At 69.3% G+C, this 22,383-nt stretch carries 20 protein-coding genes; 7 read left to right on the plus strand and 13 right to left on the minus strand.

The features are described from left to right. Positions 1–33: 33 nt before the first annotated feature. The 5 genes from EJ105_RS10405 to EJ105_RS10425 are packed head-to-tail and all read right to left on the minus strand — an operon-like array spanning position 34 to position 6,596. A complete protein-coding gene (locus EJ105_RS10405) occupies positions 34–1,248 on the minus strand; it encodes a xanthine dehydrogenase family Fe-S subunit (RefSeq protein WP_250166268.1) in 1,215 nt (404 codons plus the stop codon). Continuing rightward, on the minus strand, positions 1,245–2,108 hold the full coding sequence (locus EJ105_RS10410) for an FAD binding domain-containing protein (RefSeq protein ID WP_250166269.1): 864 nt from the start codon (positions 2,106–2,108) through the stop codon (positions 1,245–1,247). Before EJ105_RS10410 ends, EJ105_RS10405 begins: the two co-directional genes overlap by 4 nt. Then, on the minus strand, positions 2,105–4,462 hold the full coding sequence (locus EJ105_RS10415) for a xanthine dehydrogenase family protein molybdopterin-binding subunit (protein ID WP_250166270.1): 2,358 nt from the start codon (positions 4,460–4,462) through the stop codon (positions 2,105–2,107). Before EJ105_RS10415 ends, EJ105_RS10410 begins: the two co-directional genes overlap by 4 nt. Beyond that, positions 4,459–5,322 (minus strand): alpha/beta hydrolase, encoded by an 864-nt coding sequence (locus tag EJ105_RS10420; protein WP_250166271.1) that lies wholly within the window; start codon positions 5,320–5,322, stop codon positions 4,459–4,461. Before EJ105_RS10420 ends, EJ105_RS10415 begins: the two co-directional genes overlap by 4 nt. Beyond that, positions 5,319–6,596 (minus strand): amidohydrolase/deacetylase family metallohydrolase, encoded by a 1,278-nt coding sequence (locus tag EJ105_RS10425; protein WP_029554942.1) that lies wholly within the window; start codon positions 6,594–6,596, stop codon positions 5,319–5,321. The genes EJ105_RS10420 and EJ105_RS10425 overlap by 4 nt, the downstream gene beginning before the upstream one ends. A 139-nt stretch (positions 6,597–6,735) precedes the next feature. Between EJ105_RS10425 and EJ105_RS10430 the strand changes: the two genes are divergently transcribed. After that, positions 6,736–7,254 (plus strand): MarR family winged helix-turn-helix transcriptional regulator, encoded by a 519-nt coding sequence (locus EJ105_RS10430; protein ID WP_024278137.1) that lies wholly within the window; start codon positions 6,736–6,738, stop codon positions 7,252–7,254. A gap of 49 nt (positions 7,255–7,303) precedes the next feature. Here EJ105_RS10430 and cls read toward each other — a convergent pair whose 3' ends face one another. The 7 genes from cls to EJ105_RS10465 form a co-directional block, all read right to left on the minus strand. Then, positions 7,304–8,749 (minus strand): cardiolipin synthase, encoded by a 1,446-nt coding sequence (gene cls, locus EJ105_RS10435; protein ID WP_250166272.1) that lies wholly within the window; start codon positions 8,747–8,749, stop codon positions 7,304–7,306. A 128-nt stretch (positions 8,750–8,877) separates the two neighbouring features. After that, positions 8,878–9,723, minus strand: coding sequence for a beta-keto acid cleavage family enzyme (locus tag EJ105_RS10440; RefSeq protein ID WP_250166273.1), 846 nt, complete (start codon positions 9,721–9,723; stop codon positions 8,878–8,880). A gap of 16 nt (positions 9,724–9,739) precedes the next feature. Then, positions 9,740–11,113, minus strand: coding sequence for a sigma-54-dependent transcriptional regulator (locus EJ105_RS10445; protein ID WP_284145388.1), 1,374 nt, complete (start codon positions 11,111–11,113; stop codon positions 9,740–9,742). Then, positions 11,103–12,980, minus strand: a complete 1,878-nt coding sequence (locus EJ105_RS10450) for a sensor histidine kinase (RefSeq protein WP_250166274.1) — start codon at positions 12,978–12,980, stop codon at positions 11,103–11,105. The genes EJ105_RS10445 and EJ105_RS10450 overlap by 11 nt, the downstream gene beginning before the upstream one ends. Before the next feature lie 77 nt (positions 12,981–13,057). Beyond that, positions 13,058–13,915 (minus strand): ABC transporter ATP-binding protein, encoded by an 858-nt coding sequence (locus EJ105_RS10455; protein ID WP_250166275.1) that lies wholly within the window; start codon positions 13,913–13,915, stop codon positions 13,058–13,060. 8 nt (positions 13,916–13,923) lie between these two features. Further along, entirely contained in the window at positions 13,924–14,745 is an 822-nt protein-coding gene (locus tag EJ105_RS10460) for an ABC transporter permease (protein WP_029554937.1), read from the minus strand. Between the two features lie 10 nt (positions 14,746–14,755). Then, positions 14,756–15,727: an ABC transporter substrate-binding protein gene (locus tag EJ105_RS10465; RefSeq protein WP_250166276.1), complete on the minus strand. Its 972-nt coding sequence runs from the start codon at positions 15,725–15,727 to the stop codon at positions 14,756–14,758. Between the two features lie 353 nt (positions 15,728–16,080). On the opposite strand from EJ105_RS10465, the gene EJ105_RS10470 reads away from it, so the two are divergent. Genes EJ105_RS10470 through EJ105_RS10495 form a run of 6 tightly spaced genes read left to right on the plus strand, consistent with a single transcriptional unit; the run spans position 16,081 to position 21,018 of the window. Beyond that, a complete protein-coding gene (locus EJ105_RS10470; protein WP_250166277.1) occupies positions 16,081–16,698 on the plus strand; it encodes a thermostable hemolysin in 618 nt (205 codons plus the stop codon). After that, positions 16,682–18,133, plus strand: coding sequence for a class I adenylate-forming enzyme family protein (locus tag EJ105_RS10475; protein WP_250166278.1), 1,452 nt, complete (start codon positions 16,682–16,684; stop codon positions 18,131–18,133). The genes EJ105_RS10470 and EJ105_RS10475 overlap by 17 nt, the downstream gene beginning before the upstream one ends. A gap of 37 nt (positions 18,134–18,170) precedes the next feature. Further along, positions 18,171–18,839, plus strand: coding sequence for an iron-containing redox enzyme family protein (locus EJ105_RS10480; RefSeq protein ID WP_250166279.1), 669 nt, complete (start codon positions 18,171–18,173; stop codon positions 18,837–18,839). After that, positions 18,829–19,641, plus strand: a complete 813-nt coding sequence (locus tag EJ105_RS10485; protein WP_250166280.1) for an SDR family NAD(P)-dependent oxidoreductase — start codon at positions 18,829–18,831, stop codon at positions 19,639–19,641. The genes EJ105_RS10480 and EJ105_RS10485 overlap by 11 nt, the downstream gene beginning before the upstream one ends. Before the next feature lie 43 nt (positions 19,642–19,684). Next, a complete protein-coding gene (locus tag EJ105_RS10490; protein ID WP_250166281.1) occupies positions 19,685–20,356 on the plus strand; it encodes a tetratricopeptide repeat protein in 672 nt (223 codons plus the stop codon). Next, on the plus strand, positions 20,356–21,018 hold the full coding sequence (locus EJ105_RS10495; protein ID WP_250166282.1) for a class I SAM-dependent methyltransferase: 663 nt from the start codon (positions 20,356–20,358) through the stop codon (positions 21,016–21,018). Before EJ105_RS10490 ends, EJ105_RS10495 begins: the two co-directional genes overlap by 1 nt. 4 nt (positions 21,019–21,022) lie before the next feature. On the opposite strand, the gene EJ105_RS10500 is transcribed toward EJ105_RS10495, so the two are convergent. After that, positions 21,023–22,375, minus strand: a complete 1,353-nt coding sequence (locus EJ105_RS10500; protein WP_250166283.1) for a sensor histidine kinase — start codon at positions 22,373–22,375, stop codon at positions 21,023–21,025. Positions 22,376–22,383: the final 8 nt, after the last annotated feature.

Raw genomic sequence — 22,383 nt, forward strand, 5'->3', positions numbered from 1 at the left:
GTTGGTCTCCAGTCTCGAGAAGGGCAGTCAGGGTCAAGAAGTGGGACCGCCACGGCGCCACAGGCGGCCAAGGCGGTCGGAAACGAGCGAGATGAGAAGCTTGAGCGGATCGAGGCCGCGCTCCTGCGTCGGCGAGGGCTGCGTGCCGCCGAGGCGGGCCTCAAGGTTGGCTGCAAACTCGGCGATGAGACGGCCCGCCACCTCGCGCACCAGGCCGGGGCGGCCGAACTGGGCGAGCGGCCCCTTCAGCGTGTAACCCACGTCGAGCACCACGCGGGCGGTGCCGGGTGTTGCGCCGTCCGTCACGCGATAGCGGATGAGGCCTTCCGTGCGCGAGCGCCCGTCGGCCCCCGCGCCATGGATGGTGCCGCTCTTCGTCGCGTCGTCGCGGCCGATGCGGGCGCTGCCGCGAAAGGTGGTGGCGATGGGGCCGAGCTTCACCCGCATGCCACCTTCCACCTTTTCAGGCGAGGGCATGGCATCGATGACCGCGCCGGGCAGGCAGGCGGCCACCTCCTCAATGCGGCCGAAGAAGGCGAACACCTCGGCCGGCGGGAAGGGCACCTCGAAGCTCTGCTCGAAGCTGTGGGCGGGGGTAAAATCCTCGGCGAGAGAGGTGGTGGTTGCCGAGGGCGCCGCTGCGGTCGCGACGGTGGTCGGCAAAGCGGCGGAAACCGCGCCGCCAGCCCGCGCGCCCACCGGGCCGAGAGGCCGCTCGGCGGTCATCGGGCCGATGCCCTGCGCCCGCCGCGCTGATATGACGGAGGCCACCGCCTTCACGATGCCCGCATAGCCGGTGCAGCGGCAGAGATTGCCGGCGAGGCCGAGGCGGATGCGCGTCTCGTCCGCTTCCGGAAGGCGCAGCACCAGGTCGCGGGCCGAGACGAGCATCCCCGGCGTGCAGAAGCCGCACTGGAGCGCGTGCTCGCGATTGAAGGCGGCGCGCAGCTCGGCGGTGACGGGATCGTCGTCCAGCCCCTCGATGGTGATGACATCCGCCCCCTGGCAGGCGCCGGCGAAGGAGAGGCACGCACGCGCCGGCTCGCCATCCACGAGGATGGTACAGGCGCCGCACACGCCGTGCTCGCAGCCGAGATGGGTGCCGGTGAGGTTCAGCGTGTCGCGCACGAAATCGGCGAGGTTGGTGCGCCCCTCCGCCTCGGCCGTCACGGGGCGGCCGTTGAGGGTCAGCGAAATCATGCGGGACGCGCCCATGGCGATTGTCTCGGGCCTTGGCGAAGCGGTCATGCGGCGCTCCGCGTGTCGGTGAAGAGGCTGGCGGCCTGCGTGGCGGCGCGGCGCAGCACCTCCACATGCACATGGCGGTCCACCGCGTCCGTCAGGCCGGCGGCGACGAGCGCGGCGTTGGCGGCGGATGCGTCGAAGCGGACGGCGAAACCGGCGTCGATCCGGCCGCCGAAGAGCGTCGCGGCGTCGGCTAAAACGAGGGGCGGCGCGTCGATGGCACCCATCAGCGCGCGGCCGGTGCCGGTGGCGGGATCGATCAGCACGGCGCCGATGGCGTGGGCGAATTCGCCCACCTTGCGGCAGTGCTTCACATAGCCGAAGCGCGCGGTGGCGGGCACCTTCGGAACCTGCACGCCGACGAGGATTTCGCCCGGCTCCAGCGCCGTTGCGAGCGCGCCGGCGAGGAAGGCGCCCATGGGAAGCCGGCGCGCGCCGGCCGGGCCAGCGATCTCAACTTCGGCACCGAGCACCGAGAGGGCGTTCACCCAGTCTGCGGCCGGATCGGCATGGGAAAGGCTGCCGCCCATGGTGCCGCGGTTGCGCACAGCGCGGTAGGCGATGCCGCTGGCCACGCGCCGCAGGATGTTCGTGCCCACGTCCGGCGCGCGGCCGTCCTCCACGTCCGCGTGGGTGACGAGGGCGCCATAGATGATGTGCCCGGCCTCTTCGCGCACGGTGCGCAGATCGTCGATGCCGGAGAGATCGACGATGAGGTCCGGGGTCGCGAGGCGCAGATTGAGCATTGGGCCGAGGGACTGGCCCCCGGCCATGACCTTCGCGCCGTCTCCGCCCGAGGCGAGGAGCGCGACAGCGTCGGCGATGGTGCGCGGGCGCTCGATGCGGAAGGGGGCGGGCTTCATGCCGCGCTCCTTTCGCTGGCGCGCACCGCCAGCACCTGCTCCACGATGCGCCGGGGCGTCACCGGGGAGCGCAGCATCTCGGCGCCCAGCGGGCGCAGCGCGTCGTTGATGGCGTTGGCGATGGCGGCGGGCGGCGCGATGGCCCCGCCCTCGCCGATGCCCTTCACGCCGAACTTGGTATAGGGCGAAGGCGTTTCCATATGGCCGATGAAGGGCATGGGCACTTCCGGCGCGCCGGGCAGCAGATAGTCCGCCAATGTCGAGGCCAGCGGCTGGCCGGAGGCATCGAACGCCATCTCCTCATAGAGCGCGGTGCCGATGCCCTGGGCGAGGCCGCCGATGATCTGGCCGTCCACCACCATGGGGTTCACCAGCGTGCCGCCGTCTTCCACGATGGCGTAGTCGAGGATCTCCACCTCGCCGAGGTCCGGGTCCACCGCGACGACCACCGCGTGGGCGGCGTAGCTGAAGGTGCCGCTGTCGCGCACCGGCTTGTAGCCGGCGGTGACTTCGAGGCCGTGCGGGTCCACGTCCGCCGGCAGATCCTGCGGGCGGCGATACCAGGTGTGCGCCACCTGCTGAATGGTCACGTCGCCCGAGGGGCCGATGACGCGTCCGGCTTCGAGCCGTACATCTTCCGGCCGCGCCTGGAGCATGTGCGCGCCGATGCGGCGGATGCGCTCGGCGAGTTCGGTGCAGGCGGTGGCCACGGCGCCGCCGGCCATCACCATCACCCGCGAGCCCCAGCTGCCGGTGGAATAGGGCGTCATGGCCGTGTCGCCATGCACGAGGCGGGTGCGGGCGACGGGCATTCCAAGGATTTCGTGCGCCACCTGCGCCAGCGTCGTCTCCAGCCCCTGGCCGTGGGAATGGGCGCCGATGCGCAGTTCCAGCCCGCCGTCCGGGGTCAGGCGCGCGCCGGCCTGCTCGTGGCCGGGCACCATGGGAATCCCCCAGCCGGAATAGACCGAGGTGCCGTGGGCCGCCTGCTCGCAATAGATGGAGAGGCCAAGGCCGATGCGGCGGCCGTCCGGCTCCCCCGCGAGCTGGCGCGTGCGAACCGCATCGGCCTTGATCGCATCCAGCGCCTGCCGCAGCGCCTCAGGGTAGTTGCCGCTGTCGAAATGCTTGTTGGTGATGTTGTCGAACGGCATCTGCTCGGGCCGCACGAGGTTTTTCAGCCGCACCACTTCCGGCGCGAGGCCGAGTTCGGCCGCCAGTGCATCCAGCGCCACTTCCAGCGCGAAGCACACGCCGGTGCGCGCCACGCCGCGATAGGGCAGGATCGGGCACTTGTTGGTGGCCACCGACCAGGTGCGGCAGCGATAGGACGGGAAATCGTACGGGCCGGGCAGGATGCTCGCCACCTGCGCGGCTTCGAGGCACGCGGAGAAGGGGTAGGCGGAATAGGCGCCGCTATCTACGCTCGCCTCGCAGTCGATGCCGCGCAGCGTGCCGTCGCGCTCGGCATAGAGCGTGATCTCGTAATGATGCTCGCGGCAATTGGCGCTGGCGGTCAGGTGCTCGCGGCGGTCCTCCAGCCAGCGCACCGGCCGGCCGATCTTCCGCGTGAGCCAGCCGAGGCAGACGTCCTCGCTGAGCAGGATGGCCTTGTAGCCGAAGCCGCCGCCCACGTCCGGGGAGATGATGCGGATCTGCCCCTCTTCCAGCCCGAGGCATTCGGAGAGGCCCGAGCGGACGATGTGCGGCATCTGGCTGGCGGTGTGCACCACCAGCTGGTCGGTGCGGTGATCGAAATGCACCACCGTGCCGCGCCCCTCGATGGGCGCCATGCACTGGCGGGCGGTGGAGATGGTGCGCGACACCTTCACCGGCGCGTCGAACGCGGCCTCGATGTTGATGTTCACGAGGCTTTCGAGAAAGACGTTGTCGCCCCAGTGCTCATGCACCAGCGTCGCGCCGGGCTTGCGGGCGTCCAGCATGTCGTGGAGCGCGGGCAGCTCTTCCAGGTCGAGTTCCACGCGGGCGGCCATATCCTCGGCCTCGGCGCGGGTGTCGGCGACGCACATGGCGATCAGCTCGCCCACCTGCCGCACCTTGCCGGTGGCAAGCACGGGCTGTTCCGACACCTTGAAGCCGGGCAGGCCGGAGACGGCGCGGATGGGCTTCACCCCATCGAGATCGGCGGCGGTGAAGACGCGGCCCTTCAGATCCTCCGGCACATGGATGGCGCGGATGCGCGCGTGGGCGAGCGGGCTGCGCACGAACGCCACGTCCTGCATCCCCGCCATGCGGATGTCGGCGATGAACTGGCCGCGTCCGCGCATCAGCCGATCGTCTTCCTTGCGGGGGAGACGGGCGCCGACACCTTCCTGAGACCGGGGTTCGCTCATGCCTGGGCTCCCGGCATCAGGTCGAGCGCCGCGCGCACCAGAAGGCCGTCGGGGCGGCGCAGTTCGTCGAGGATAGAGAAGTGGTTGGCGCCCAGGATGGGAAGCAGCGCGCCGGGCGCATGGGCCGCCACGCGCTTTGCTGCCAGCGCGCGGGAATCATGCACCAGCGCCGGCACTTCCGCCGTGCCGTAGGCGATGGCCAGCGGCTTCGGCGACGGAGCGTGGCGCAACGGCGAGCAGGCGGCGATCTCGGCGTCCGAGAGATCAAGCGCGGCGTTGAGGAAAGTGTCGCGCAGCGGCGCCAGCTCATAGACGCCGGAGATGGCGAGGCCGGCGGCGACGGCGGGATGGTCCAGCTGCATCACTGCGAGCTGCGCGCCCGCCGACCAGCCGGAGACCACCACCGGGCCGGTGACGCCATAAAGGGCGCCGTCTTTGGCGATGAGATCGAGCGCGGCGCCGATCTCGTCAACGATCGCGCCGAGGCGCGCCTGCGGCGCCAGCGTGTAGCTGGGCATCGCCACGGACCAGCCGTGGGCGAGGAGGCCTTCCGCATAATGGGCGAAGGCCTCGCGGGTGTTGCGCTGCCAGTAGCCGCCATGGATGAAGACGAGGCAGGGCGCGCCCGGGGTGCCGGGGTAGATGTCCAGCTTCTGCCGGGCGCCGGAGCCGTAGGGAATGTCCAGATGGGCGGGCGTCGCGGCACGGAAGAGCGGGGCCGCCTTGTCGCGCGCCTCGACCCATGCCGCGCTGTCCTTCACCGCGGCATTGTTGTTGTAGGCCGCATCCCGCTCGGCCTGGGACAGGGTGTCCCAGACCTCCTGCGGGGCAGGCCGAACGGCTGCGGATGCCGGGCTCACGCGGCCACCGCCCGGGGCAGGATGACGGCATCGGCATCGAACTTCTTGCCCGCGCGCAGGCAGAAGGCGGGGGTAAGCAGGCGCTCGGCCACCACCTTGGTGTCCTCGTTGTCGCGCAGCAGGAAGCGGCCGCGATTGTCGTCCAGCACCGAGATGTCGGCCGCATAGCCCACGGTGAGCGAGCCCACCCGGTCGGTCAGGCCGATCATCTTCGCGGGATTGATGGTGACCATGGGCACCACCTGTTCCAGCGAGAGGCCCAGAGCCATCATGGAGCTCATGGCCTGGGTCAGGCTGAAGCGGGCCTGGCCCTTGAAGGGGTGGTTCTCGTCGTCATAATGCTCCTCCGGCGTGCCGGCAGGGGCGGGGACATGGGTGTTGTAGCCGTGCATGTCGGCACCCAGCGTGTGGGGCACGACGCCAGCGGCGATGGCCTTCTTCGCGAGGCGGTAGGAGAAGTGGCTGCCGTGGCCCACGTCCACCTTCAGCCCGCGGTCGAGCGCCGCCTGGATGACGTGATGGACCTCGCCCTGCTGGTTCACGAAGCCGCCGGGATGGCGGGTGAAGGGATGGGCCAGTACGTCGCCCTCCTTCAGAAGCGGGATGACCCGCTCGAGGATCGTGTCGGCATCCTCGCCGTTGGCGCCGCTCTCCGGCAAGCCCCAGAGCGTTCCGAAATGAACATAGAGCGGGATTTCGGCGCGGCGGGCGATTTCAGCCGCCATTTCCATCACCTTGATACCCCAGCGGGCGAAGCCGCCGATCTCGGCGTGGCCCTTGATGCCGCGCACGAGGTCGCGGTTGGCGATGGCCGAGCGCACGGTGGCGTCGATGTCCACGCAATCCGGGCTGTAGAGGTTGGGGTAGTAATGGCCCTCAAGGCCGCCCACGAGATAGGCGGAGAGGAAGGCATAGATGCGGGTGTCGGAGGGCTCGACGATGAACTTGCGGAAGCCCGGCAGCGTCATGCAGGAAGGGCCGCCCTGGTCGATCACCGTGGTGACGCCGGAATGCACGCCCACCATGTCCGGGTTCAGGCCGAAGCGGCCGGTCACGTACTGGTAGATATGGCCGTGGGTGTCGATCATGCCCGGCAGCACCAGCTTGCCGGAAACGTCGATGGTTTCGGTGGCGCTCGACGGGAGGATCGTCTCCTCCACTGCGGCGATACGCCCGTCGCGGACGGCCACGTCGCGGATGCCGTTGATGCCGGTGGCGGGGCAGATGACATGTCCGCCCTTGAGGAGGATATCGTAGCCGGCGGGTTCAGCCATCAGGGGTCTCCGTCCATGCATGTGCGGTCTCGGGACCGCCTTGGAAAAGCGAAGCATACGTCGCATTTTTCAAATGCAGGGCGCGTGCCAGTTTTGATTTAGATCAATTTTTCGAGAGCGGCGCCGCGCGCCGGAGGGGATGGACGTGACGAGATCGCGTGAAAAATCAAAGGGCTCCACGGTGGAGCCCGAGGCTGGGATGCATGAGGATTGGCCGCTTGCCGACCGCCCCGGCTTCCTCGCGCGCCGGGTGCATCAGATCCATGTCAGCCTGTTTTCTGAGCTGTGTGCCCCGTTCGGGGTGACGCCGGTGCAATACAGCCTGCTGTCGGCGCTCGCGGACCGGACCGAGGCGGACCAGACCACCCTGTCGCGCATCGTCGCGCTGGATCGCACCACCACCACCGGAGCGTTGAAGCGCCTTGAGGCGCGGGGCCTGGTGCGACGCGGCACGTCGGCCACCGACCGTCGCTCGCAAAGCTGCTCGCTCACCGAGGAGGGACGCCGCATGCTGGAGGAGATGGAAGCCGGCGCCCGCCGCGCCCATGCGGTGACGGTGGAGATGCTGGCGCCCGAGGAGCGTCGGCAATTCATTGAAGCCATGAAGAAAATCGTCGCGGCCCATGGCGGGCGGCAGGCCTCGTCCGATCTGCTCTGATTTCGGTCGTTGGCGCCTAAGAAATGGGCGGCTGGAAAATCGGCAGCGCCTACAGCACCGGGCCGAGCATGGCGATGGTGTTGTTCCACAGGCGGCGGGGCGCGCTGAAGGCGTCCGCATCGTCCTGCGTCACCGGCGTCGCGGCATTCAGGAACACCTGCTGGCGCGCCCGGAGGGTCCGGGTGAAGGTGGGGTCGTAGAGGAGGATGTTGTTTTCCGCATTCAGCTCGAAGCTGCGGCGGTCGATGTTGGCGGAGCCGATCAGGGTCACTTCGCCGTCGAGGGTCAGCGTCTTGGCGTGGAGCAGGCCGCCGACATATTCCCGGATCTCGACGCCTGCCTCCAGCAGCTCGTGGTAATAGCTGCGGCTGGCGGCAGCGACGATCCAGCTGTCGTTGCGCTTCGGAAACACGATGGTGGTCGCCACCCCGCGCCGGGCGGCGGAGCACAGCGCCGCCTGAAGCGGCTCGTCCGGCACGTAATAGGGTGTGGTGATGACGAGTTCGCGCCGCGCCGCATTCATCAGCGCCACGAACATCTCCGGCATGGCCGAGTAGCGCACGCCCGCTCCCGAGCCGATCACCTGCGCGATGAAGCCGGGCTGCGGCGGCGGCAGGGGCTCGGCGAAGAGGGGGGCGAGGTCTTCCTCCACCTGCGCCATCCAGTTGCTGGCGAACAGGTGCTGGTTCTGCCGCACCACCGGCCCCTCGAAGCGCGCCATGACATCCACCCAGGGGGCGAACTTCGCCTTCACGGCGAAAGCGGCATCGGCGCAGTTCTGGCTGCCGCAATAGGTGATGGCGTTGTCGATGACCACGATCTTGCGGTGGTTGCGCAGGTCGATGCGGCCCTTGAACGGGCGCAAGAGCGGGTTGCCGATGGGCAGGGCCGTGGCGAGCCGCACGCCCGCCGCCGCCATGTCGTGCCACAGAGGGGAGCGGATGAGGGCGCGGGAGCCGAGATCATCCGCCATTGCCCGGCAGGTGACGCCCCGCGCCGCCGCGCGCTTCAGCGCCTCCATCACCGAGCGTCCGCTCGCATCGTCGAGCCAGATATAGAAGAGCACGTGGACGCTCTGCCGCGCGGCGTCGATGTCCTTGACCATGGACGCGATGGCAGAGGCGGAATCTGGCAGCAGCTCGGCGCGGTTTCCGGCCACAGGCAGGAAGTGGTTCACCGACTGGCCGACCCGGAACAGCGGCACGTGGCGCTCGGGAAGTTCCGCCTCCGCCGAGGGGCCGGCGACACCCTCCGCAGGCGGCAGGGCGGCCACCGCCGCGCGCAGGCTTTCCACCGCCTTGCGCCCCAGATTGACCTCGCCGAACAGGATGTAGGCGAGCATGCCCACCACCGGCGCCAGCAGGATCACCAGCACCCACGCCATGCGTGAGGCGGGCTCGCGATGGGGACGCAGCAGCGCGCGGATGACGAAGATGATCTGCAGACTGAGGTGGGCGGCGTAGAACACCCAGGCGAGGACGGCGGAGTCTTGCATGTCGGCGGCACGCCCGGTGAGAGGAGCGCTGCCGTTCTAGAGCATTTTCAAGCGAAGTGGATTCCGGTTCGCATGAAGAAAATGCGTATCGCAAGACGCCTGCATCTTCGCCGCCTGCGCGAACGCCGTCAGGCGGCGTAGAGCCCGCGCACCACATCGGCCGTGGCGAGCGGACGGTTGAGCAGCCGTGCGCCTTCTGCCGCGCGCCGCACCTGCGCGGCATTGTTCTCCGCCATCGTACCGTCCGGCGCGAAGAGATTGTTCTCGAAACCCACCCGCACATGCCCGCCGAGGCCGGCGGCGACGGTGGCGCAGGCGTTCTCCTTCGGCCCGAAGGCGCACATGGCCCACAGCCGCGGCGGCGTGCCGGCGGCGAGGAAGGGCACAAGATCGGCGGGCGTGGAGACCTGTCCGCTGGTGTAGCGGCCGAGGACGAAGAGCGGGAAGTCCTCCCCCTCGCCCAGCACGCCGCGCCCCTTCAGCGCGTGATAGCGCAACACCTCCTCCGGCGAATAGAGGATGATCTGAACCAGGGTGCGCTCGCGCCGCAGCCAGGCGAAGAAGTCGGCGGCAGCAGCCTCGTGCGCTTCATCCGGGATGATCTCGCGCAAGGCGAGGGAGACCGCCTCCGGCCGCAGGGCGCGCACCACGGCGATCTGCTCCGGCGCCTTGTAGCGCCCCGCCGCTTCGGACGTCGCCTGCACCACCAGCCTGTCGCCCACCTCGCGCCGGATGGCGGCGGTGGCCTCGCGATAGGCGTCTGCATCCAGGAGATGGCGGCCCTCGGCGTCGCGCACATGGATGTGGATGAGGGCGGCGCCCGCCTCGACGATTTCGGCCGCGTTGCGCGCCAGCTCGGCGGCGGTCATGGGCAAAGCCGGGTGGTCCGTCTTGGTGCGGGTGGCGCCGTTGGGTGCGTTGGCGATGACGAGGGGCGGCCAGAGGAGGGCCTCGGCGGGGGCGATAGCGGTCATGAACGGTCCGGATGTGTCAGTCGGTGGTGGTGAGGCCCAGCCGCTTCATGCGGTCGTGAAGGGTCTTGCGGGGAATGTTGAGGGCCAGCGCGGCGGCGGAGACGCGGTTGCCGGAGGCTTTCAGCGCATCTTCGATGACGAGGCGCTCCACCCGGTCCAGCAATTCGTTGAGGCTCGGCGCGGCGGCCGAGCCGCCGGTGAAGTCGGGGGCGAGGAAGCCCAGCATGTGGCGCTCGGCGGCGTTCTTCAGCTCGCGCACATTGCCCGGCCAGTCGGCGAGCATCAGGGCGCGTCGCAAGGAAGGCGGAACCTCAACCACCGGCCGCTGGTACTTCACCGCCGCCTGCACCAGGAACAGCTCGAACAAAAGCGGGATGTCCTCCCGCCGATCGCGCAAAGGCGGCAAGGAGAGCTTCACCACGTCGAGGCGGAAGAACAGGTCTTTCCGGAAGCCGCCGGCATCAGCCAGCGCCCCGAGGTCTTCCTTGGTGGCGGCGATGACGCGCAGGTCCACCGGCACCGGCGTGTTGGAGCCGAGGCGCTCGATGCGCCGGTCCTGCAGCACCCGCAGCAGCTTTACCTGCATGGCGAGCGGCATGCTCTCCACCTCGTCGAGGAAGAGCGTGCCACCGGAGGCGTGCTCGATCTTGCCGATGCGCCGCTTGCCTGCCCCGGTGAAGGCGCCGGCCTCGTGGCCGAACATCTCGCTCTCGAACATGCTTTCGGGAATGGCACCGCAATTGACCGCCACGAACGGCCTGTCGCGCCGCGCGCCGCCCTCGTGCAGGGCGCGGGCGACCTGCTCCTTGCCGGCGCCGGTCTCGCCCAGCACCAGGACGTCCGCGCTGGTGGAGGCGAGCCGGGCGATGTCGTCGCGCAGGCGCCGCATGGCGGCGGACTGGCCGACCAGATGGCGTTCGATGGCATCGCCACGGTCGAGCGCCGTGCGCAGGCGCCGGTTTTCGAGCACGAGGGCACGCTTCTCCAGCGCCCGCTTCACCACCTCCACGAAGGCGTCGCTCACGAACGGCTTCTCGATGAAGTCGTAGGCGCCTTCCCGCATGGCGCTGACCGCCATGGCCACATCCCCATGGCCAGTAATGAGCACCACCGGCAGCTCCGGATCGCGGCGGCGGATATCCGCCAGAAGCTCCAGCCCATCGCGCGCGGGCAGGCGCACATCTGTGACGACGATGCCGGGATAGTCCCGGCCGATGGCGGGCAAAGCGGCTTCGGCGCTTCCGAAGGCGGTCACGTCGATGCCGGCGAGATCCAAAGTCTGCTCGATGGAGAGGCGGATCATCTCCTCGTCGTCCACCAGCAGCACCCGGGGGCGGTTGGCGTGGCGGGGCGCTTCGGCCTCGGCGGAGAAGGCGCGTTCAGGAAACATGGCGCAGCGGCTCCGCGGGAAGGGTCAGGTGCTCTTCGGCCTCGGCCGCGTCCATGACGAGATCGAACGCTGTGCCGCCTTCCACCCGATTGCGGGCGACGAGGGTAGCGCCGAAGTCGCGGGCGATGGCGAGCGAGATGGGCAGGCCGAGCCCCAGCCCCTCGCCCGCCGGCTTGGTGGTGAAGAAGGGGTCGAAGATGCGCTCCGCTGCCCCCTCTGCGAGGCCCGGCCCGTTGTCCTCCACGGTCAGCACGATGCGGCTGCCGTCGCGATGGGAAGCGATGCGCACCATTGCCTCCGGCCGTCCCTTTACCGCGTCGAGGGCGTTGCCCACGAGGTTCACCAGCACCTGGCTGAGGCGGATGGGCTCGAACATCACCTGCGTCGCATCGGGAGCGAGATCACTGACGACGCGTGCGCCCGATGCCCGAAGGCGCGGGGCGAGGATGGCGAGGCTTTCCGCAAGCACGGCGGCGGCGTCCACCGGCCCCTTCTCGCTGGAGCTGCGGCGGGCGAAGGCGCGCAATTGGCCGGTGATCTTGCCGAGGCGATCCACCAGCGCGGCGATACGGGCGAGGTTCGCCTCCGCATCCTCCTCGCGTCCGTGCTGGAGCAGCTTGGCGGTGTTGTCGGCCAGCGCCCGGAGCGCGGTGAGCGGCTGGTTCAGTTCGTGGGTCACGCCGGCCGCCATCTGGCCGAGGGTCGCCATCTTGGCGGCCTGCACCAGCTCGTCCTGGGCGGCGCGCAGGTCGGTCTCGGCACGGCGCCGCTCCTCGATCTCGGCGGCAAGGCGGGTGTTGGCGGCGGAGAGGTCGGCGGTGCGTTCGGCGACCTTGCCTTCCAGTTCCCGATGGGCAGCCGCGAGTGCCGCCTGCGCGGCGAGGCTCTCGCGGGCGCGCCTGAGATGTTGGCGCCAGTAGAGGCCGACAAGGCCGAGAATGACCAGCGCCAGCGTCATGCCGATGCGCGCCGAACGTCCCGCCAGCACCACGGGTGCGGCATCGGTGAAAAGCAGCAGCCGCCAGTCGTAGGTCGGCAGGTCCTTCTCATCGCGGATGACGAGGCCGGCGGGGCTCAGGTCGGAGCCGGACAGCACCTTCAGGCCGCCTTCGTCCTGTGCCTGCCCCATGCGCAGCAGGGGATAGGACTTGTGGCCATATTGGCGGGTCTTGGCGATCTCGGCGGCGGCGGTGGCATCGATGGGCCGGAGGGAGCGGAACTTGAACTTCGGATCCGAGGCGAGGAAGACGATGCCGTGCCCGTCCGCCACCAGGACGGTGTCGGCGGCCTCGTGCCAGACGGCTTCCAGCGGGTCGAGATTCACCTTGGTCGCCACCACGCCGGCCACCTTGCCGTCTACCATCACCGGCGCGCTGATGAAATAGCCGGGGACGCCGGTGAGCGTGCCCACCGCATAGAAGCGGCCGGTCTGGCCTGCGATGGCCTCGGTATAATAGGGGCGATAGCTGAAATCCGCGCCCACATAGGTTTGCGGCGTGTTCCAGTTGGACGCGGCGATGGTGATGCCGCCGGGCGCCAGCAGATAGAGCACGGTGCCGCCCGCGGCGCGGTTCAGCGTTTCCAGGTAGGCGTTCACCTGCGCCAGCTGTTCGGTGTCATGCGGGGTGGCGAGGAGGCGCTTCACATTGTCGTCGAGGGCGGCGGCGGTGGGCAGGTAGCCGAAACGCTCGATGACACCTTCGAGGCTCTGGGCATAGATTTCCGCCCGGTGGCGCGCGTCCGAGGCGAGGCGCTCGCCCACCCGCGCCTCGGCCATCTCCCCGGCTTCGAGAACGGCGAACACCGCAGCCGCCGCCAGCACGGCGGACAGCACGGCACCGAGGGCCGTGATGCGGTTCGATCGCATGGAAAATTCCGCGTCCTCAAGGTGGTGCGGCCGGGCCTCGCGTGGCCCGGCCATGTCGCGGGGATGCTGGTCCGCCCTCAGTCGGTGGTCAAGCCTTTGACCTCCACCTCCTCGAAGCGGTGCTGCTCGGCGGTGACGAGGGCGGACAATTCCCGCTTCAGCTCGTTGAAGGCGGTTGAAGCCGAATCCCGCGGGCGCGGCAGTTCCACCTTGATGTCCCGCTTGATGGTGCCTGGCCGGTAGGTGAGCACGACGATGCGGTCCGCCAGATAGATGGACTCCTCGATGGAGTGGGTGACGAAGACGATGGTCTTGCCCGTCGCCGACCAGATGCGGATGAGCTCGTCCTGCAGCGAGCGGCGGGTGAGGGCGTCGAGCGCCCCGAATGGCTCGTCCATCAGCATCACCGGGCTGTCGAGGGCCAGCACGCGGGCGATGGCCACGCGCTGGCGCATGCCGCCGGAGAGGTCTTTCGGGAAGCGGTCGCGGAATTCCGCGAGCTTCAGCATGGCGAGCAGTTCGTTCACCTTGGGCTCGATCTGGGCGCGACTCATGCCCTTGATCTCGAGGCCGAAGGCGATGTTCTGCGCCACCGTCATCCACGGGAACAGGGCGTATTCCTGAAACACCATGCCCCGATCCGGCCCGGGATCCTTCACCGCGCGGCCGTCCACCGTAATGGTGCCGGTGGTGGGGGCGGAAAAGCCGGCGATGGCGTTGAGCAGGGTGGACTTGCCGCAGCCCGAGGGGCCGAGCAGGCACACGAACTCGCCCTCATTGATGGTGAGGTCGATGTCCTTCAGGGCGACGATCTCGCCGCCCGGAATGACGAAGCGCTTGTCGACACCCGAGACCACGATGTGCGGCCGGGCGGCGTCCGCGAGCGCGGCGGCGGAGGGGGCGGGGCTGGCCGCGAGGGGAGCTGCGATGGGCATGTCGGTCCTCACGATTCCAGGCCGCGATGCCAGCGCAGCAGATGATTGTTGAGGCGGCTGACGGCGAGATCGATGGCAAGGCCGATCAGGCCGATGGTCAGCATTCCCGCGATGATCTTGTCCGACCAGAAGTATTCGCGCGCCTCAAGAATGCGGAAGCCGAGGCCGTTGTTGACGGCGATCATCTCGGCCACGATCACCACGATGAAGGCGGTGCCGATGCCGATGCGCGCACCCGACAGGATGTAGGGCGTGGCCGCCGGCAGGATCACCCGCCGGAAGATGGTGAGGCGGCTCGCCCCGAGGCTGCGGGCGGCGCGGATGTAGATGCTGTCCACATGCCGCACGCCGGCGATGGTGTTCATCAGCACCGGGAAGAAGGCGCCGATGGCGATGAGGAACACCGCCGGCGCGTTGCCGAGGCCGAACCACAGGATCGACAGCGGGATGTAGGCGATGGGCGGGATGGGACGCAGCAGCTGCATCAGCGGATTGACATAGCGATAGATGGAATCGCTCGTGCCCATGAACAGGCCCAGCGGCAGCGCGAGGCCAGCGCCCACGGCAAATCCCATCACCACGCGCGAGAGGCTGGCGAGGGAATCGTGGATCAATTCGCCTGAGAAGATCCACGCGATCCAGCTTTCCGTTGCCGGATCATAGGCTTCCAGTGGAGCAAGATAGCTCCACCAGCGCGCCGCGACGGCGGCGGGGGAGGGCAGGACCATGGGGTTCACCCAGCCTGCGGAGCAGGCCACCTGCCAGAGGAGCAACACGGCGACGGGTACGAGCAGCCCCTCGCCGAGCGCCTTGAAGCGCGAGATGTTCATGGGGCCGTCCTCACTTCACGCCGTTGGACGCCTTGGCGGCATTGAGCAGGTCGAGCTTCACCCAGTCCTCGGCCTTGGCGGGGGCGGACATCTTGCCGACGCCGTACTTGGCCATCACGTCCGTGGTCTTCTGGATGTGGTCGGCGCTCATGTCGAGGGAGTAGGGCGAATTGGCGAGGGCTTCCTGGAATTCCTCGCCCGTCAGCTGGCCCTTGAACACGTCCTGCGTCACGAACTTCTCGGCGGCCTTGGGGTCGTTCATGAAGGTCTTCTGCGCCTTCACGAAGCAGTCCATCAGCTTCTTCGCCGTCTCGGGATGTTCCTTGTAGAACTTCTCGCTCATCACCAGCGTGCGGATGGGCGAGCCGATGGGCGTGTCGTAGGGCTTCAGCACCTCCACGCCGAAGCCACGGGCGATGGCCTGCGCCGACTGCGGCTCGGTCTGCATGATGGCGTCCACCTGCTTCTGCAGCAGCGCCTGGTTGAGGTCGGGATAGCCGAGATAGACGATGGTGATGTCCTTGGCGGACATGCCGTTCTTGCCCAATTCAGCGGCCAGCAGCACTTCCTGGATGGAGCCGCGGGTGACGCCCACGCGCTTGCCCTTCATGTCCGGAACCGACTTGATGCCGCTGTCGGGGGTCGCCAGAAGGCGCGCGCCGCCGCTGGCGAAGCCGCCGACGATATAGATGGGCGCGCCGTTGCCACGGCCGGAGATGGCGGCCTCGGAGGCGGTGGCGCCCACGTCCAGCTCGCCGGCGAGGATCGCCTGCATCACGTCCGGACCCTTGGGGAAGAGCTTGAGGTCGATGTTGATCCCGCAGCTCGGCGCGATCTCCTTCATGTAGGAGACACCGGCGAAATGGGCGAGCTTGAGGTTGCCCACCCGCACCGTCTCCTGCGCCGAGACCGCACCCGCCGCGACAGCGGACATCAGGACGGCGGACACAAGGGTGGCGGTGATGCGAAGTCGTTTCAGCACGGCGTTTCTCCCAGGGAGCCCGGCATTGGTGCCGGTTCGGATGATGCCCCTGCCTTTGCACCGCGCATGCCACCCCTGCGGAATGCGCGGGTCTGGCATTACTCATTGAAATAAAACAAGGTTTTCCAAGCTCGCCCGCATGAGGGTGGCGGAAATCCGCCACCTGGGGTGCGAGCACGGCGGAAGTTCGCCGCGGGGCGCAGGCCTCCTCTCGTGGTGCGAGGGCCTTCCGGTGCCCCGAAACCGCCTCAAATTCTCCCCGCCCTGACCGCTCGCCTGTAAGCGAGGCGTAAGCTCAGCCTTGCAACGTCCGTGACAGAGCAATCAACGCACAAGCGGACGGACGAGCGGACATGGGATCTGCACATATTGTTGAACCCGGCGACGCCGAGCGCGCCGAGGTCGAAGCTTTCATCCGATCGGTCTATGCACGCGAATACGGCGCTCACGTCGGCACGTTTGCCGAGCGCCTCCTGTGCCGGCGGAACGCAGCGGGCGACATCCTGTGTGCCGCCGGCCTGCGCCTCGCCGAAGACGGCTTCTTCTCCGAGCTTTATCTGGACGGGCCGGTGGAAGCCGCGCTCTCCCGCGCCACCGGCCGCAGGCTGCGGCGCGCCGATGTTTATGAGGTGACGACGCTGGCCAGCGGCGCACCGCATGACCTCGTGCCGTTCATCGCCGATATCGTGGCCTTCGGTGGCGCCAACGGCCTGTCCTGGTGCTTCTTCACCCTCACCCGCCGCCTGAGCCTGCTGGTACGGCGGCGCGGCCTGTCGCCGATCTATCTCGGCGATGCCGATCCCGCCCGCGTCGCCCATCCCGAGGTCTGGGGGCGCTATTACGAGACCGAGCCGAAGGTCTTCGGCGTGTGCGGCGTGGACATGCTCGCCGCCTATCGCCGGGCGCAGACGGCTTCCGTCTGCATTCCGTCTGCCGCCAGCCGGGTGCTGCATCATGCAGACATTCTTTGAGGCGGTGGCGGGCCATGCCCGCCGGGCACCGGATCGCGTCGCCTTCACCGATCCGGATGGCGCCATCACCCGCGCCGGGCTGCTGGCCGATGCGGCGCGCCTCGTCGCCGCCCTTCCTCCGGCCGCGCGGGTGGTCGGGCTGCTCCTGCCGAACGGGCGGGCCTACGCCGTGGCTCAGCTCGCATTGGTGGCTTCGGGGCGCATCGCCGTGCCGCTGCCCGGCTTCTTCAGCCCGGCCCAGATCGCCCATATGGTGCGCGATGCGGGCATCGAGCTGATCCTCGTCGCGCCGGGCGGGGAGGGGGCCGCGCCTGAAGGCGTCGCCCGCCAGGCGGTCACCGTGACCGGCGCGCCGGGCGCCGCGCCGGCCTTCCGCGCGGGCTATGGCACGCTCATCTACACCTCCGGCAGCACCGGCCAGCCCAAGGGCGTGCGGCACGAGAGCGGGCAGGTGGGGTGGTCCGCCGCCGCGCTGGCGGAAGCCATCGGCGCGCGGGAGGACGACACCTATCTCTCTGTTCTTCCGCTCTCTTTGCTGCTGGAGAGCATCTGCGCGCTGTTCATCCCGGCCCTCGTGGGTGGCAGCGTGCATTTCGACACCGCCGTCTCGGAGCAGATCGGCCGCGGCGTGGTCACCGGCATCGCCGAGGCCTTCGCCCGCCATCGGCCGACCACCGGCGTGCTGGTGCCCGAGCTGCTCCGGCTCTGTGTGGTGGAGCTTGCCGCCGCGCGGGCCTGCGCCCCCGATAGTCTGCGCTTCGTCGCCGTCGGCGGCGCCGCCGTTCCGCCTCAGGTGGCGGAGGCGGCATGGAACCTCGGCATTCCCGTGCACGAAGGCTACGGCCTGTCCGAATGCTGCTCGGTGGTGGCGGTGAACCGGCCGGGCCGGCGCGTGGCCGGCACCGTGGGCGAGCCGCTGCCGGGCCTGACCCTCACCGTCGTCGACGGGGAGCTGCACGTGGACGGGCCGTGCGTCACCGACGGCTATCTGCGCGGCGCGCCCGCCCTCCGGCCATGGCCGACGGGCGATCTGGTGGCGCTGGACGCGGACGGCCGGCTCACGGTCTCCGGCCGCAAGGACAATCTCATCGTCACGCCGCTGGGGCGCAACGTCAGTCCCGAATGGGTGGAGACGGCGCTCCTGTCCGATCCCTACATCGCCGCCTGCGCCGTCGCGGCGGACCCGGACGGCCTCGCAGCCCTCGTGGTGCCGGTTCCTCCCGCTGCCGAATGGTTCGCCCATGCGGGCCGCGCGGCGGTGGAGGCGCGCATCTCCGTCGCCTGCGCCGGGCTGCCACCCTATGCGCGGCCGGCCCGTGTGCGCGTCATCGAGATGGTCCCCGCCAAGGCCGCCGGCCTGTTCACCGACAACGGCCGCATCCGCCGGCGCGTGGCGCGCGATCTGCTCGCCGCCGACGTGGCCTCGGCCGTCTGACACTCCCTTCCCGGCCATCATCAGAAAGGCAACGGCCATGAGCTTCCACGAACGCCTGACCCGCGAGACCGCCGCCGCGCGCGAGAGCTTCCTCGCCATTCCCCTGGTCGCCAACGCGCCCCGCACGGGGGGCACCCGCGCGCTCTATCTCGCCTTCCTCGGCGAGGCGTACCACCACGTGAAGCATACCTTCCCGCTGCTGGCGCTGGCGGCCTCCCGCACCACGGACGAGCGCTATCAGGCAGCCCTCCTCGAATACATGGAGGAGGAGCGCGGGCACGAGAAATGGATCCTCGATGACATCCGCGCCATGGGCGGCGATGCCGAGGCGGTCCGCACCGGCCAGCCGGGGCAGGCCTGCCGCGTGATGGTGGGCTTCACCTATTACGCCATCGAGCATGTGAGCCCCTATGCCATGCTCGGCAGTGTGCATGTGCTGGAGGGCATGTCGGTGCTGCTCGCCGACCAGCTCGCGGCGACGCTGGCCAAGACGTTCGGGAGCGCGGGCGGCGCCGGCTTCTCCTACCTCACCTCCCACGGCAGCCTCGATCAGGAACACGTGGCCTTCTTCCGCGCGCTGGTGGACGGCATCGAGGATACGGCCGTTCAGGACATCATCATCGACCATTCGAGGATGTTCTATCGCCTCTACGGCGACATCTTCCGCGAGCTTGGCGCCCGCGCGGAGCTGAGCTATGCGGCGTGAGGACATATCGGGCCAGGGCGCGCCGCGCACGGGATTGCCGCGCGAGGTGAAGTGCGTGCTCGTCACCGGCGGCGGCTCCGGCATCGGCCGGGCGCTGGCGCTGGAGGCCGGCCGGCGCGGCATGTTCGTGGCGGTGTGCGGCCGCCGCGCGGCGGCGCTGGAGGAGACGGCGGCGGCGCTGCCGCCCTCCGCCCGCCCCATCGTCATCCCGGCCGATCTCACCCGCGCGGAGGATCGTGCGCGCATCGCCGCCGGGCTGAAGCAGGCCTGGGGCCGGCTCGACCTCCTGTTCAACAATGCCGGCCGCGTGGATGGGGGCGATGTGGAGGAGATGGCCGACGCGGTGCTGGAAAATCTGTTCCGCACCAACGTCATCGCCCCCATGGCGCTGACGCGGGATCTCGCCCCGCTGCTGGCCGCCGCCCGGCCGTCGCGGGTGGTGAACGTGGGCTCGGTGTTCGGCGACATCGCCTATCCCGGCTTTGCCGCCTATTCCGCCTCCAAGTTCGCCCTGCGCGGCTATTCCAGCGCGCTGCGGCGGGAATGGAAGGGGCGCGGCATTGCCGTCACCTATGCGGCGCCGCGGGCGACGCAGACCGATGCGGCGGCGGCCTTCAGTGACCTCATCGCCAGAACCGGCATGCGCCTCGATACGCCGGAGAAGGTCGCCGCCCACATCTGGCGGGCGGTGGATGCGGGCCGCGATGCCGTCTATCCCGCCGGACCCGAGCGCCTGTTCGTGCTGCTCCAGCGCCTGTTCCCGAAGGCGATCGACCGGTCCCTCGCGCGCTCCGGTGCCTGAGCCGACGGATCACATCCACGCATTGCACACCAAGGACATCACCATGCGCGCAACCCTCTTCCTCGGCGCCCTTCTCTCCGCCACTTTCGCCGTTTCCGCCCATGCGGCCCCCGCCGCTTCCACCCCCGCCGACGACCCGGTGCTCGGGCAGGTGAAGCAGATCCAGACCCGATGGGAGACCATCAAGTTCACCGTGCCCGAAGGCGCCAAGCAGACCGACGAGATGACCGCCCTCGGCACCGATGCCGACAGCCTCGCCGCCAAATATCCCGATCGGGTGGAAGTGCTGATCTGGGACGGCATCGTCACCAGCGAGCGCGCCTCCCTGGTCAATCCCATCTCGGCGCTGTCGCTCGCCTCCCGCGCCCGCGACACGCTGGAGAAGGCCTACAAGATGAACCCCACCGTGCTCGATGCCGGCGCGCCCACCAGCCTCGGCGTGCTCTACTACCGGGTGCCCGGCTTCCCGGTGGCGTTCGGCGACAAGGCGAAGGCGCGGGCGCTGCTGGAGCAAGCCACCAGGACCGCGCCGGACGGGCTCGACGCCTGGTATTTCTACGGCGATTTCCTGATGACCCAGGGCGAGTATGGGAAGGCCCGCGATGCGTTCATCCACGCGCTCGCCATTCCCGTGCGCGCGGACCGGAAGGTGTGGGACGAGAACCGCCGACTGGTCATCACCGAGAAGCTCGAACAGATCAAGGCGAAGCACTGATGGCGAACATCGCCTCCGCGGGCGTCGCCCCCCTGTGGCACTGGCTCGGCCACCAGCTTGCCCACCCCGAGGGGGGAGGGGGCGTGCTGGTGGCGCGAGCGATGTCGCTCGCCAATCGCGCGCCTTACCGGCTGGCCATCGGGGCCCTTCGCCCCGCGCAGCGGGACCGCGTGCTGGAAATCGGCTTCGGGCCCGGCGCCGGCATCGCGGCATTGGCGGAGTGCGTGCCGGGTGGCCATGTGGCCGGCATCGAGGGCTCGCCGGCCATGCTCCGGCTGGCGGCGTCTCGCAATCGCCGTGCCGTCGCGGGCGGTCAGGTGGAGCTGAGGGAGGGGGACTTCCGCGCTCTTCCGTGGGCCGGTGCGAGCTTCGACGGAGTGCTCGCCGTCAATGTCGCCTATTTCTTCGATGCGGGGGGCGCCGCGGCGTCCGAGATCCGGCGGGTGCTGAAACCCGGCGGGCGCGCGGTGCTCTACGTGACGGACCGATCGACCATGGCGCGCTGGCCGTTCGCCGGCGCGGATACCCACCGGACCTATGACGCGGCCGGGCTGCGGCGCCTCCTCGTCGAAGGCGGATTCCGCGATGCGGATATCCGCGTCGTCGCCCATCGGCTGCCGTTCGGGGTCGAGGGGCTGGTCGCCGTCGCACGGGCTGCGTGAGCGGTCAGGCCGCCGGCAGCCAGCCGGCATCGGGAAAGCGCATGATGGCGCGGCCGCCCGGGCCGGGATCGTTGGACAAGGTGAGGTCGCCACCGTGCGCCATCATGGTGCGCTCCACGATGGAGAGGCCAAGGCCCACCCCCTCCCGGCGCTCGCTGCGCACCCGCCCGCTGCGGCGGGCCTCGCGGTCGAGCACCTGTGCGGGAAATCCCGGTCCCTGATCGCGCACGACGATGGCCGGTTCGCCGGTGATCTCCACCGAGATCAGCCCCTTGTCGGGCGTGTGCTCCAGGGCGTTCTCGACCAGATTGCGCACGGCCCGGAACACGTCGTCCCGCCCGCCAGCCACGAGGACCGGGACATCCGGCGCGATCACCTCGATCATCCGGCCCCGGCCAACGATGCGCGGGGCGAGGAAGGCGCAGGCTTCGCGCGCCACCTCCCTGAGGTCTACGATCTTGCCCGTCTCGAGATTGAAGCGGCCGACCCGCGCACGGTCGAGCAACTGCTCCACCAGACGCTCCATGGCGCCGAGGTCGTGTTCGAGGATGCGGGCGTGCGGGTCCTTCATAGTCGCCAACTCGGCCTTCATCACGGCAAGCGGGGTGCGCAGCTCGTGCGCCATGTCGGCGACGAACTCCTCCTGAAGGCGATGGGCCTCCCGCAGCCGCTCAAAGGCGGCGTTCACCGTGCGCACCAGCGCCAGAAGATCGTCCGGCAGGCCCTTCTCGGTGAGTGTCGCCGGCCCGCCGGGCTGGATGGCGCGCGCCTCCTCCACCGTCTGCGAGAGGGGGGCGAGGGCGATGCGCACGACGATGACGTTGACCGCGAGAATGGCGAGCAGGAAGGGCAGCCAGATCCAGGCGATGTCCTTCATGAATTCGTGCAGCACCGACTCGAAGATGATGTGCCCCTTGGGGAACATCAGCTGCACGTAGACCGGCACCGGTACATCGGGAATGCGGGCCGAGAGGCCGTAATATTCGCCTTCCTCCGCCTGCCTTGGAATCCAGAAATAGAGCGGGCGGTCGGTGCGGAAGGAGGTGAAGCGCTCCGTCACGCCGGGCGAGGCGGCGACGATGCTCCCCTTTTCGTCGAGGATGACGTAGCGCCCGGATTCATCCGCAATGCGCTGACGGGTGGTGGCGTCGACATTGGCGGTGAGCTTGCCGTCGACGACATGGATGTCGTCGGCGATGTCGCCGATGAAGGCCTGCAGCGTGCCCTCGAAGAACAGCGAATGGGTGTTGTGGAAGCGGGTGTAGAGATAGAACGCGCCAACCGCCACCGCGACGAGGCTCACCCCCACGAGGCCCAGCACCAGCCGGCCGAACACGTCGCGGGGCAGGATTTTCACGGCTCTTG

This window comes from Xanthobacter aminoxidans (assembly GCF_023571765.1).
In the GTDB taxonomy this organism is placed as follows: domain Bacteria; phylum Pseudomonadota; class Alphaproteobacteria; order Rhizobiales; family Xanthobacteraceae; genus Xanthobacter; species Xanthobacter aminoxidans.